We start from the raw sequence: 12,995 nt of genomic DNA on the forward strand, positions 1-12,995 counted from the left end.
AAATTAGATGTTTGGTGAATATAGCTAAAACAATCAATATTTTACTTGATTATTATTCAGGTATTTCCCCGTCATCATTTATCCACACATCTCGTGACCCATATCACTTATTGCAACATTTAAGATTGATCCTACATCACTAAACACTAGTATCTGCTATGTTGCGACTGCGACACGATTTATCAACATATTATAACAATACGGAAACCACCCTATGACCTGGACCCAAACATACACGCCACTCGGTAGCTTGTGGCTAACCGCAATGGTTGCTTTACTGCCTATTGTGTTTTTCTTCCTAGCCTTAACTGTGTTAAAACTTAAAGGCTATATCGCTGGGGCATTAACCTTATTAATTGCCTTAGCAGTCGCGATACTCGCCTACAAAATGCCTATTAGTATCGCGCTTGCTTCTGCTATATATGGTTTTAGTTATGGGCTATGGCCAATTGCTTGGATTATTATTACCGCAGTATTTTTATATAAAATCACCGTTAAAACAGGTCAATTTGAGGTTATTCGCTCGTCAGTCATCTCAGTCACGGAAGATCAACGATTACAAATGCTATTGGTTGGCTTTTCATTTGGAGCCTTCCTCGAAGGTGCTGCGGGTTTTGGTGCACCTGTTGCTATTACAGCTGCGTTACTTGTCGGGCTTGGATTCAATCCATTGTATGCAGCAGGACTTTGCTTAATCGCAAATACGGCACCCGTCGCCTTTGGAGCTATGGGTATCCCAATTATCGTAGCGGGTCAGGTTTCATCACTAGACCCATTCCATATTGGACAACTCGCTGGCCGTCAGTTGCCAATATTATCAATTATTGTCCCCTTCTGGCTCATCGCAATGATGGATGGCATCAGGGGAATACGTCAAACTTGGCCCGCAACATTAGTAGCAGGCGTTTCATTTGCGATCACCCAATTTTTAACCTCAAACTTTATCGGCCCCGAATTACCCGATATTACTTCGGCGTTAGTCAGTCTAATTTGTTTAACGTTATTTTTAAAAGTCTGGCAACCAAAAGAAATATTCACTTTCTCAGGCATGAAACAAAGAGTTACTACCCCTAAATCTACTTTTTCTAATAGCCAGATATTTAAAGCATGGTCTCCCTTTATTATTCTCACGGCAATTGTAACTCTGTGGAGTCTTAAAGATGTACAACTGGCATTAAGTTTTGCCACTATCAGTATTGAAGTACCTTATTTGCATAATCTCGTTATCAAAAGTGCGCCTATTGTCGCTAAGGAAACCCCTTATGCAGCAATATATAAACTTAATTTATTGGGCGCTGTTGGAACTGCAATTTTAATCGCAGCAATGATCTCAATTGTGGTCCTTAAAATGTCAGTAAGTAATGCACTGACATCCTTTAAAGACACTTTAATTGAATTAAAATTCCCGATATTGTCGATTGGATTAGTATTAGCATTTGCCTTTGTTGCAAACTATTCAGGTCTATCTTCAACCTTAGCACTCGTGCTCGCTGGCACTGGCGTAGCATTCCCCTTCTTCTCGCCATTCTTAGGTTGGTTAGGTGTGTTTTTAACAGGTTCAGACACCTCATCAAATGCCCTATTTGGCGCGCTGCAAGCCAATACAGCAAACCAAATAGGTGTAACACCGGAGTTATTAGTCGCCGCAAACACTACGGGAGGTGTAACGGGCAAAATGATTTCGCCACAATCTATTGCCGTTGCTTGCGCTGCAACGGGATTGGCAGGTAAAGAGTCAGATCTTTTCCGCTTTACGCTAAAGCACAGTCTATTTTTCTGTACTTTCATTGGCGTGATCACAGTACTCCAAGCATACGTAGTCCCTTGGACATTAGTGTTTTTCACTAAATAAAGCGATATCTAATATATATTAAAAGCCGAGTGATAAACCACTCGGCTTTTTAGATTGGAATGGATATAAAACTCACTCTGCGATGAAATTCGAATGGGTTCAATTAAGCAAAGTAGCAAGGCAGCTTTATTAATCCCAGTGAAGTCATACAATCAAAGTCTAGGTTGTCATTCTTGTCGTAGATAACTACTCGGTACATTGATGGCAAATGCAACTTAAGCCAGCAACTTCACCTTGTCCTTACTAATACACCCTTTAACACTAAAGAGTTAAAGTGCAATAGTTCCAGCTGCGGCCATTAGTCACTTGCAGTATCAATGAGATCCATTCGGATAGAGATCTAAATACTGGCTCGATAGCGTTAATCAACACTGCAAGCTCCTAATCGTTTATCTCATGGTTAAACAATCACTTGATGATAGGTTTCCACATGGTATGACTCGACTAATTCGGGCATAACTTGGTGGAAATAGTGTTGAATCGCATCTTTAGCGCAGTGCTCATCAAAGGCGGCAATATCGACAAACTTCTCTACAAACGTCACGCGGCGTGGTTCATCACGGCTCACATTGAGTTCGTAACGAATACAACCCGCTTCGCGGCGCGTATCAGGAATAAGGCTCGCGAGCGCAGCGATTAGTGCTTCGGTTTTGCCCTCTTTAGCCAGAAAACTCGCCACGCAGGCAATTTGCTGTTGATTGATTCTATAGTCCGTTGAAGTCGACATCTCGGTTCCTTATTGGCTTAATGTTGAATACTTATGTGCCTAGCTTTTGTTGATCGCTTATGTTGATAATTGATGTAGATAACTCATATTGATAGCCGCTTATGCTGATTGGTAGCGCATATCCAAATGGGGAATACCATCTTCTAAGTACATCTCAGAGCAGGCGACAAAGCCGAGTTTTTGATAGAAAGCTTTGAGGTAATCTTGGGCGCCAATTTGGATCCCCGCATCGGGCCATGTCGTCAGTGCAGATTCGATGGCGTGCTGCATTAAAGGCATGGCTAGCCCTTTGCCTCGACCCGCTGGCGATACCACCACACGGCCGATACTCGCCTCTAGATAACTCAACCCCGGCGGCAAAATACGCGCGTAGGCAAGCAGTTCCCCGTCTGGCGATAAACCGATCAAATGCTGGGTTTCTGGATGCCTATCCTTATCGTCAAGCTCAGGATAAGCGCAGGCCTGCTCTACCACAAACACATCGACTCTTAGCTTCAATATGTCATATAGCCTATTGGCATTTAATTGATTAAATGTAAGATTTTGCCACTGCAAACGATATCCCTCTGCAAATCATCGAAAAAGAACTTTGAGTCTACCACAGCATAAAGACCATAAAAAAGCGCCTTAATCCGCGAGGACTAAGGCGCAAAGCTGTTGCGCAAACCAATAGATCTGGGGAAATCTATGGCGACAACAGGATAACGAAAAACGTTATTACTCAACCATGGCATCGTGGGCCACAGGCCCTGTCGGTTTACGGATCAGCAGCACAGCGAATACAGCGATGAGTAGCAGAGCGCCCATGATGTAAAACACATCGTTATAGGCCTGAATATAAGCTTGCTGACTCATGGTTTTGCCCAGCAAGGCTTTCGCCTGCGCGGCGGCGGTATAGGGATCTGAACCTCCCGCCTGCAACATACTTGCGCTTTGGGTTAAATAATCCTGTGCTTGCGTGCTCACTGCGGGTAAAGATTCCTTAATATGAGCCAAATGCCCGCGCGACAAAGTATCAGTCAGGGTCGCCACCAGCGCGATACCAAAAGCACCACCTAAGTTACGCATCACGTTTAATACCGTCGATGCCGAGGCATTTTCATGGGGTTTTAAATGCATAGTCGCAAGCATACCAATAGGCACCAGAATAAAAGGCTGACCTAAGGCCCGCACGACTTGCGAAGCGATCATCTGCGGTCCGGCATAATCTGCGGTCATCTGGCTATTCATGTAATAGCTAATGGCGAACATTAAAAAGCCAAAAGCAGCGAGATAACGACTATCGAAGCGCTCCATCAATTTCGGCACTAAGGGCAAGACCAATAGCTGCGGAAATCCCATCCACATAATCACGCCACCAATCTCTAACGGTGTGTAATCATGGACTTGTGATAGATAAAGCGGGATCAAGTAAATAGCGCCGAATAGTGCCATCCCCAGTAAAAAATACGCCACGGTGGAGAGCACAAAATCACGCTTACCGAGCAGGCGCAAATTCACTAACGGCTCTTTACGCCTTAACTGGATCCAAACAAATAACACCAGATTCACGACGGCAATAATGGCCAGATTACGAATGAGTTCTGAACCAAACCAGTCCTTGCGGTTACCTTCTTCGAGCACCACTTCAAGGCAACCCATACCCAGCGCCATAGTGACTATGCCCGCCAGATCGACATTCTTCAGCTTATCCCAAACGACCGACTGCTTCTCTAAACCGTAGGCCAACATGGCCATCACCAACAAACCCGGTGGCACATTGATATAAAACAGATAATGCCAGCTAAATTGCTCGGTCAGCCAACCGCCTAAGGTCGGGCCGATTGAAGGCGCAAAAGTCGCCGTCACGCCAAATAACGCCATGCCGACGGCACGTTTGTTATCGGGTAAAAACTCAAGAATAAGCCTAAAGGCTAACGGAATAAGCGCACCACCAAAAAAGCCCTGTAGCGCCCGAAAGGCGATCATGGCCTCTAAGTTCCACGCGATTGAGCAAAGCACAGAAGCAAAGATAAAAGCAGCCGTGGTCCATAACAGATAACGCCTGACCGACAATCCTGTGCTGAGCCAGCCAGAGAGCGGGATCGCGATCATCTCAGCCACCAGATACGCGGTTGAAATCCAGCTACCTTCTTCGAGCGTTGCCCCAAGGCTGCCTTGAATCTCTTTCATCGATGCATTGGTGATTTGAATATCGAGGATCGCCATAAAGGCGCCGATCAAACCACCAAATACCGCAATCCATGAACGGCGACTGCCACGTTCATAATCGGTAGGCTTTCTAGGTACACTGATGCCCTGCGCCTCCATATCGGCAGACGCAGTGATAGAGCCAGTTGCGCTCATACTAACGACCTGTATTTGCAGCGATTGCCGATGTTGATGACTCAGATGCCGTATCCACTTTTACGACTGCACTTAAGCCCGGTAGCATGTGTGCTTCTTCCTCAGTTAAATCTAAGCGAATACGCACGGGAATACGCTGCACGATTTTAGTGAAGTTACCTGTGGCGTTTTCCGCAGGCAGTAGACTGAATTTGGCTCCGGACGCCGGTGACAGACTATCGATAACACCTATAAAGGTTTTGTCGGGAAACGCATCGAGACTGACCTGCACCGACTGTCCTGGTTGCATATGTTGGATCTGGGTCTCTTTAAAGTTCGCCGTGATCCACACTGCCCCATCCGGAACCAAACTGTAGAGTGCTTGGCCGGGTTGCACATACTGCCCCACCATAGCGCCACGTTTACCAATCACCCCAGAAAAAGGTGCGGTCACGCGGGTATCATTTAATTGAATTTTCGCCAGTTCTAAAGTCGCATCGGCCTGTTCAACCACTAAACCCGCCTGATCTAATTGGGCATTAAAAACCGCTAACTCCCGTTGCTTTGCCACTAACACGGCTTGAGCTTCATCGAGGCGGGCGGCGGCAGAATCAAATCCGGCCTGTAGTTGGTCGACATCATCTTGGGAGCTGTAATTACTGACTTTAAGCTTTTTTGAACGGCTCAATTGTTGTTGTGCACGTATTTTATCGGCCTTTGCCGCTACCACGCCTGCGCTGGCTTGAGTGATTAAAGCCCGTTGCAACTCCACCTTTGCGGCTAAGGTTTGCAAGTCCGCCTTCGCACTCGCCTGTGAGGCTTCGGCTTGACTTACTTTGGCACTAAATTGGTTATCTTCCAGCTGAGCTAATAACTCACCCTTTTGCACATGCTGGTTATCGGTTACATCGCTTAACACAACGTAGCCAGGCACTTTAACGCTGATATGGGAAATATCGGCCTCAACATAAGCGTTATCCGTAGTTTCGATAAAACGTACCTGTGTCCACCAGTAATAACCGCCTCCCGCAACTGCAGCGAGTAACAGTGGAACGGCGATAATGAGTTTACTTTTGGACATGAATGACTCCTTGATTAGTGATATCTAGTGTACTACTGTCTCACTAAGTTTATTAGTCAGTAAAAAATCAACCCACTGTTTCACAGGTGTAACAATGATGGATCTCAATCGCGTGCAAATTTTCGCTCAAGTGGTCGAGCAAGGTAGCTTTACGGGTGCCGCCAAAGCCCTTGGGCTCACTAAGGCAACCGTCAGTCGCAAGATAGCCGAGCTCGAAGCCGATACTGGCACACAACTGCTGTTTCGCACCACCAGAGCCCTAAAACTCACCGAAGCAGGATCGAGTTATTACAACAGGATCAATAAGATCCTCAGCGATCTGCAGAGCGCCGAAAATCAGCTCACCGCCCAACAGCAATTGATTAAAGGCAATCTAAAAATTGTCTGCCCAATTGAATTAGGCCAATTGTTTTTAGGGCCAATTTTCGCGCAGTTTTTAACGCTTTATCCCGAAATCACCATAGAGGCTGAACTCACCAATCGAAAGGTTGATGTGATAGAAGAAGGCATCGATCTGTTATTTCAAATTGCCGATTCTGGCGACACTCGCTTACAAAGCTATGCCTTAGTCAACGCCCATAAATCGCTCATGGCAAGCCCAGCTTATTTAGCTGCCCATGGAACACCCAAGGTGCCACAGGACTTAGCCAAACATAAAGCGATTCGCTTGCAGTCGGCGCATATCGAAGGTGCGTGGAAATTATTCGATGGTAAAACTTGGATTGTCGCCGAGCCCAAGACTCAACTGACGGTAAACAATGTCACCCTCGCTCGCGAGGCCGCCATAGCGGGGCTTGGGATCACAGCAGTGCCATCCATCATAGCCCAAGTCGCATTAGAAAAAGGCGATTTAATCCCGCTACTAGATGACTATCCAATGGTGCAAACTAAGGTAGTGCTTAGCTATCCACAGCGGGCGTATCTACCGCGAAAATACCGCGTCTTTATCGAATTCATCTATAGCTCCCTATTTAAACGTTGGGGATCGCAAGTCTTAGAAGTCCCTGATTTTATCGGCCATGCCGATCTAGATGAATAAATCGAACACCCAAAACAGTAACAATTGTTACTTTGTAAAGTGAAAATCATTGCCTTGAGGATAAATCCTCTATGTCAGAATTGCCTTAATCCATAAGCCCCTATAAGCTTGGCAAGGTAACAGGCTGCAAAAGACCTTAGGTTTTCCTGATACAGTTTGCACAATAAAATTTAACATTTAATCTCAATTTTGGAGGAAACCTAATGAGCTTAATTAAAGAGTTCAAGGCTTTTGCGTCCCGTGGCAATGTGATCGACATGGCCGTTGGTATCATCATAGGTGCCGCATTCGGCAAAATCGTCTCGTCCTTCGTGGCCGATGTCATCATGCCACCAATTGGCATCATCCTAGGTGGTGTGAATTTTAGTGATTTGAGCATAGTGCTACAGGCAGCTCAAGGCGATGCGCCTTCTGTGGTCATTGCCTATGGCAAATTCATTCAAACTATTATCGACTTTACGATTATCGCCTTCGCCATTTTTATGGGTTTAAAAGCCATTAACACCCTAAAACGCAAGGAAGAAGATGCGCCTAAAGCGCCACCAGCACCGACCAAAGAAGAAGAGTTGCTGTCTGAAATCCGCGATCTATTGAAAGCTCAACAAGAAAAATAATCTCAAACTTAAGTGTCACGCATAAAAAACCCATCTCTAGAGATGGGTTTTGTTTTTACATCAGCGAGATAAGTGATTACTCAGCTTCAACATGCACAGTTTCACTGTAATCTTGCACTACTTCTGCCACCCGAATGCGATAAGAGTTAAACAAACAAGGCACTATACCCGTTTGCTCGGCAATGCTGTGGGCCATCTGATTACGCCATTGGGTGATAGAAGCTTGGTCCTCCCAGAACGACAGGCTCAGTACTTTGCCATCGTCGGTTAAGCTCTGAAAACGTTCGATCGAAATCAATCCCTTGCGGCCAAGATACCCAAACAACCTCAAGATGCAGGATTCAGCGGGAATTTAACGCACTTTAGGCAAGGCGGCTATTTGCAGACCTAGTGGGTAAGTTAAAAATAGTCAACACAGCATAAAGTGCGTTAAAACCCGCCGGGACGGAGCGCCCAGGGCACTCCACTTCTGTGTTGCATCAATTCAAAAGGTAGCCGACATTCTGTCATTGATGCGCCTTGAATTGAAGCACCCTGGACGCTCTGAAACTCGTATCTAGAGATTATTTGGGTATCAATATTGGCGCATTTCAGCCGCCACGTGCAGATACTCTTCCTTCCCTTCCTTTGTAGGGATGACTTCAAAAATTACCGCAATCATAATGTTCTCCAGAAATGAATGTCCTTAATGTCGACTCTAAGACTAGCCCATCTATCACTCTTTAGCTCACTGATTTTAAGCCTTTTAGTCTATGTGATAACCCTGCCTACAACGAAAGGCAATAACCCGAAACATAACAAGTTATTGCCCACGATAACGGCTTACTTGTGATTAACCGAGCTCATCAATGCGCTTATCGCCGCGATATAGCCAGCGATACAAGGTCGGCAAGACGAGTAAGGTCAGCGCCGTCGAGCTAAACAAGCCACCGATAATCACCACTGCCAAGGGCTTTTGGATCTCACTGCCGACACCCGATGATAATAAAATCGGGATCAAGCCTAAGGCCGAGGTCAGTGCCGTCATCAATACCGGCCGTAAACGCCCCACAGTGCCCTCATAAACACAATCATAGAGTGCTTCGCCGCTTTGCCTGCGCTGATTAATCGAATCCACCAGCACCACACCGTTGAGCACCGCAACCCCAAATAGAGTGATAAAGCCAATAGAGCTAGGCACAGATAAATAAGTACCACTGACATACAGGGCCACTATGCCGCCAATTAAAGCTAAGGGCACGTTCGCCATGATGAGCAACACTTGCTTGAATGAACCAAAGGAGAAGTACAACAACAAGGCAATCAAAGCGATAGAAATCGGCACCACTAGCATCAACTTTTGCTGCGCCCGCTGCTGATTCTCATATTGGCCGCCAATGATCACTGTATATCCCGCAGGCAAATCCGCCTTTGGCACTAGGGCATAAATATCTTTTACAACCGAGCCCATATCGCGCCCCGCCACGTTGGCCTGCACTACAACACGGCGCTGCACATCGTCACGGCGAATATTCGGCGGCGCCATTTCCACTTCGACGCTGGCGACTTCCCCTAAGCGCACTGTGGCGCCATTTGTACCACTGAGTAATAAGTCTTTAATCGCATCAGGGCTTTGGCGAAACTCGGCCGCGAGTCGCACATTGATGTCGTATCTGGCATTGCCATCGATCACTTGCCCTGCACTCGCGCCGCCAATACCTTGGCTGACGAGGCTCATCACTTGATCGACACTGATGCCGTAACGCGCCAATAGCTCGCGTTTGGGGCGCACGACCAATTGCGCCTCGCCGCTCACTTGCTCAAGCGACACATCCACGGCGCCGGGGATTTTCGCGACGAGATCGGTAAGCGCTTGGCCTTTCTGTGACAATACCGCTAAATCTGGGCCGAAGATTTTGATCGCTAGCTGGGCTTTTACCCCCGAGAGCAATTCATCTACCCGAGTCGCAATCGGCTGCGAAAAGGTCAACAAGAGTCCAGGGAACACGCTGAGCTTTTCCTCCATCAAGCGTTGCAGTTCCAAGCGCGAGCTTGCCGACTGCCACTCTGCTATCGGTTTCAAGCCAATATAGACTTCAATATTACTCACAGGCTCAGGATCGCCGCCCAGTTCAGGCGCACCAATGCGGCTCAGGGCATATTCCACCTCGGGAAATGCTAGCAAAATAGCCTCAAGCTTAGGTGCGACTTGGAGCGAAGTGCCTAAACTCGCCGTTGGTGCCAGCGTCACCCTCAAGTTAATCGTGCCTTCCTCCAGTTCAGGCACAAATTCGGTACCCAGCCTTGGTAGCAATAATAGACTCAAGCCGAACATCACCAAGGCGCTGAACATCACCACCTTTGGCCTAGCAAGCGTTGCCGTCAGTAACTTGCGATAAGCGGTATCCAGTGGCGCTAAAATCACGCTTTGTTTAAGCAGCACACCGCGCTTAAACAGATACACAGCAAGGGCTGGCACGGCAATCAGCGCCACCAGCAACGCCGACATCATAGCCAAAATGATACTGACCGCCATCGGCTGAAACAATTTACCCTCAACCCCTTCAAGGGCAAATAATGGCGCAAATACGACGATAATAATGGCGGTGGCGAAGAAGATTGGACTACATACCTCTTTCGCCGCGAGCATTATCCGAATAACCATATTCGATTCGCTGACATCACCACAGGCTTTAGCACCATCCTCCTCACTGTGATAGGGGTCATCCTCACCATCGGCACGCGCCCTCGCCTCGGGTAAATGGCGGCGATCAGGTTGAGTTAAGTGTTTGAAAATATTCTCTACCATCACCACAGAGCCATCGACTAACATACCAATCGCCACAGCTAAACCGCCGAGCGACATCAGGTTTGCCGACAGACCATAATAGGACATCACCATAAGTGCGAGCCCAATAGACACTGGAATCGACAGCAACACCAACAAGGTCGCGCGGATATTGACGAGGAACAACGCCAAGATCACCACGATAAACACAAAGGCCATTAGCAGCGCATCGCGCACTGTGGTCACAGCCTTATCGACCAGATCCGCTTGGTCGTAAAACACCTCAAAGGACACACCATCGGGCAATGCCTGCTCAATAAGGCTCACCCGCGCACCAATATCGTCAATCGTCGCCTTAGTGTTTGCCCCCATGCGTTTGAGCACGACACCAGCCACCACTTCACCGAGATTTTGCACTTGGCCAGATTCATCGCGGCGCGTCATAGTCACAGCCCCGACACGGATCTCGCTGCCGAAATCCACCTGAGCGATATCGCCAATACGCACTGGCGTACCCCTGGCTTCGGTCAGAGGGACCTGCGCGATCGCCGCCAATCCCGCGTCTCCTGCGGGCAACATGCCATAGCCGCGCACCACAAGTTGCTCTTGGCCTTGGTCCATAAACCAACCGCCAGCGTTGCGGTTATTGCTCTCTAGCGCTTCGGTCACCTGCGCCATCGACAAGCCATAGGCACGCAGTTTATTCGGGTCGACCTGCACTTGGTATTGGCGCACATCGCCACCAAAAGACAAGACTTCAGTCACGCCGCCCACTGGCATCAATATCAACTTCACCAGATAATCATTTAAGCTACGCAGCTCGGCGGCATTAATGCCAGAGTTAGGTTCTGCACGCAGAATATACTGATAAATCTGCCCTAATCCCGAGGTATTGGGGCCGATTTCAGGCACTCCGACACCGCTTGGGATCATCTCCCGCGCCGCCTGCAACTGTTCAAACACTTGCTGACGGGCGAAGTAAATATCTGTCCCCTCGGCAAATACCACAGTCACAATCGACAAACCAGTACGCGATAACGAGCGCACCTCAGTCACGGCTGGCAAGGCGTACATGGCCGATTCCACCGGATAACTGATAAGTTTTTCCACCTCTTCAGCGGCTAAGCCTTCGGCCGCAGTATTGATGGTCACTTGCACGTTCGTCACATCAGGAAAGGCATCGAGATTCAACTTTGGTAGCATGGCCACACAGCCCACAATCACGGCGAGCAGAGCCAATACCACTAACAGCCGATTTTTAATCGCGGCTTCGATTAACTTTTGCAACATAGAAAATCTCCAAAATGAGGGCGCTCATATTAGTGGGCGTGAATATCAAAGCCCGCTTTCGCCTGCTCGGATGCCAAGAAGAACGCGCCAGCCACCACAACCTTGAGCTGTGCCTGTTGGGCTTTTTCAAGCTCAGGTCCACGCACTAGACTCAAGCCGCGTTGACGTTGCACCACTTCTACCTCAATGGACTCAAAGCCATCCTCATCTTGAATAAAAATCTGCCAATCGCCATCGCCGCCACGGGTCAACGCCGCATCGGGCAGCACTATGCCACTGCCGTTTGGATCGGTAGTAGAGCCAGCAAAGTACAATTCAGCAAATTGCCCCGCATGCAACACATGATCAGGATTGGGCATACTCACCAGCACTTGCTCGGTGCGCGTTACGCTGTCGAGTTCATGGGAGCGACCGATAATCTTACCCGCCAACGTCTTATCCCCTACTTGCACTAAAGCTGAACTCCCAACCTGGATATGCGTAGTTTGAGTTGGGGTTAACTGCGCCTCAACCCATAAATAGGATTCATCGGTCAGTTGCATTAAGGGTGTGCCCGCGCTAAAAACTTGACCTAGCATGGTGATATCCTGCTGCACTCGGCCGTCAATTGGTGCTAAGAGTTGATAACTGCCTATGGCTTCGGGCGTCGATTCCAGTGCACGAATTTGCGCGGGCGTCATCTTAATTGCCTCTAAAATCGCCCGTTTAAGTTCGGCATCCACCTGCGCCTGCATTCGCCTACTGACGCTAACCGCACCTTCACTCATGCGTTTGACTCGGCTCCATTCGGCAGCGGCATTAATGTAGTCCGCCTGTGCCTGCGCAACGGCTGCGCCACCCAAGGTAAGTAAAGGCTCACCTTTTTTCACTTCTTGTCCCGGCACTACATGGCGCGCCAACACACGCACATCGAGCTGCGGCGCAAGGGTCGCGGTTCGATCGCGATCCACCACTAAGGTCGCCGTCGCCCTAATATCGAGATTCAAATTGGCGAGGTTCAAGCTATCGCTCGACAAAGGTAATAAGCTAATCCCCGCCAAGGCTTGCTGCGTTTCGGTCAATTTCAGCGCTTGTTCGCCGTGTTCATCCGTCGACGCCGTTTGCGTTACCGAATCGCCGCTTTCCTTAGCGACGGGGGCGTGATCACCGCCAGCCAATACAGGCTGAGCGAGAAATGCCAGCGTGCTCAGCACGAATAATGCGAGCGCAATTTTTGATAGGTTAAACCGACGCTTTTCAGACGTCGTTACAGCATCCAGTTGAAGGATATTTTCGTGGTGAGTATTTGAATTCATTATTG

General features: G+C 48.2%; 10 protein-coding genes and 1 pseudogene. 3 read left to right on the plus strand and 8 right to left on the minus strand.

Going from position 1 to position 12,995, the window contains the following annotated elements; translation table 11 throughout:
- Positions 1 to 214: 214 nt before the first annotated feature.
- A complete protein-coding gene (locus tag L5L94_RS14015; protein WP_113939189.1) occupies positions 215 to 1,852 on the plus strand; it encodes a lactate permease LctP family transporter in 1,638 nt (545 codons plus the stop codon).
- 273 nt (positions 1,853 to 2,125) lie between these two features.
- Here L5L94_RS14015 and L5L94_RS14020 read toward each other — a convergent pair.
- The 5 genes and pseudogenes from L5L94_RS14020 to L5L94_RS14040 form a co-directional block, all read right to left on the minus strand.
- A pseudogene (locus L5L94_RS14020) lies at positions 2,126 to 2,224 on the minus strand (radical SAM protein); the annotation flags it as partial.
- A 28-nt stretch (positions 2,225 to 2,252) separates the two neighbouring features.
- A complete protein-coding gene (locus tag L5L94_RS14025) occupies positions 2,253 to 2,579 on the minus strand; it encodes a putative quinol monooxygenase (protein WP_113939190.1) in 327 nt (108 codons plus the stop codon).
- A gap of 99 nt (positions 2,580 to 2,678) precedes the next feature.
- On the minus strand, positions 2,679 to 3,134 hold the full coding sequence (locus L5L94_RS14030; RefSeq protein WP_263163685.1) for a GNAT family N-acetyltransferase: 456 nt from the start codon (positions 3,132 to 3,134) through the stop codon (positions 2,679 to 2,681).
- A gap of 162 nt (positions 3,135 to 3,296) precedes the next feature.
- The gene (locus L5L94_RS14035; protein ID WP_131524254.1) at positions 3,297 to 4,925 is read right to left on the minus strand and encodes a DHA2 family efflux MFS transporter permease subunit; all 1,629 of its coding nucleotides are present in this window, start codon (positions 4,923 to 4,925) and stop codon (positions 3,297 to 3,299) included.
- A 1-nt stretch (position 4,926) separates the two neighbouring features.
- Positions 4,927 to 5,985 carry an HlyD family secretion protein gene (locus L5L94_RS14040; protein ID WP_263163688.1) on the minus strand — a complete coding sequence of 353 codons (1,059 nt, stop codon included), beginning with the start codon at positions 5,983 to 5,985 and terminating at the stop codon, positions 4,927 to 4,929.
- Between the two features lie 94 nt (positions 5,986 to 6,079).
- Here L5L94_RS14040 and L5L94_RS14045 point away from each other — a divergent pair, with 94 nt between their 5' ends.
- Entirely contained in the window at positions 6,080 to 7,024 is a 945-nt protein-coding gene (locus L5L94_RS14045) for a LysR family transcriptional regulator (protein ID WP_263163689.1), read from the plus strand.
- 203 nt (positions 7,025 to 7,227) lie between these two features.
- A complete protein-coding gene (mscL, locus tag L5L94_RS14050) occupies positions 7,228 to 7,638 on the plus strand; it encodes a large-conductance mechanosensitive channel protein MscL (RefSeq protein ID WP_105250328.1) in 411 nt (136 codons plus the stop codon).
- 76 nt (positions 7,639 to 7,714) lie between these two features.
- On the opposite strand, the gene L5L94_RS14055 is transcribed toward mscL, so the two are convergent.
- The 3 genes from L5L94_RS14055 to L5L94_RS14065 form a co-directional block, all read right to left on the minus strand.
- The gene (locus L5L94_RS14055; RefSeq protein WP_317629647.1) at positions 7,715 to 7,990 is read right to left on the minus strand and encodes an antibiotic biosynthesis monooxygenase; all 276 of its coding nucleotides are present in this window, start codon (positions 7,988 to 7,990) and stop codon (positions 7,715 to 7,717) included.
- Between the two features lie 480 nt (positions 7,991 to 8,470).
- A complete protein-coding gene (locus L5L94_RS14060) occupies positions 8,471 to 11,695 on the minus strand; it encodes an efflux RND transporter permease subunit (RefSeq protein ID WP_263163693.1) in 3,225 nt (1,074 codons plus the stop codon).
- 29 nt (positions 11,696 to 11,724) lie between these two features.
- On the minus strand, positions 11,725 to 12,990 hold the full coding sequence (locus L5L94_RS14065) for an efflux RND transporter periplasmic adaptor subunit (RefSeq protein ID WP_263163694.1): 1,266 nt from the start codon (positions 12,988 to 12,990) through the stop codon (positions 11,725 to 11,727).
- Positions 12,991 to 12,995 lie beyond the last annotated feature (5 nt).

Source organism: Shewanella sp. SM21 (assembly GCF_025654335.1).
Lineage (GTDB): Bacteria > Pseudomonadota > Gammaproteobacteria > Enterobacterales > Shewanellaceae > Shewanella > Shewanella oncorhynchi.

Excerpts from the sequence above, each read along its gene's own strand:
- L5L94_RS14040 (WP_263163688.1), bottom strand. The coding sequence starts at position 5,985 with ATGTCCAAAAGTAAACTCATTATCGCCGTTCCACTGTTACTCGCTGCA.
- L5L94_RS14060 (WP_263163693.1), bottom strand. The coding sequence starts at position 11,695 with ATGTTGCAAAAGTTAATCGAAGCCGCGATTAAAAATCGGCTGTTAGTG.
- L5L94_RS14025 (WP_113939190.1), bottom strand. The coding sequence starts at position 2,579 with ATGTCGACTTCAACGGACTATAGAATCAATCAACAGCAAATTGCCTGC.
- mscL (WP_105250328.1), top strand. The coding sequence starts at position 7,228 with ATGAGCTTAATTAAAGAGTTCAAGGCTTTTGCGTCCCGTGGCAATGTG.
- L5L94_RS14065 (WP_263163694.1), bottom strand. The coding sequence starts at position 12,990 with ATGAATTCAAATACTCACCACGAAAATATCCTTCAACTGGATGCTGTA.
- L5L94_RS14045 (WP_263163689.1), top strand. The coding sequence starts at position 6,080 with ATGATGGATCTCAATCGCGTGCAAATTTTCGCTCAAGTGGTCGAGCAA.
- L5L94_RS14035 (WP_131524254.1), bottom strand. The coding sequence starts at position 4,925 with ATGAGCGCAACTGGCTCTATCACTGCGTCTGCCGATATGGAGGCGCAG.
- L5L94_RS14015 (WP_113939189.1), top strand. The coding sequence starts at position 215 with ATGACCTGGACCCAAACATACACGCCACTCGGTAGCTTGTGGCTAACC.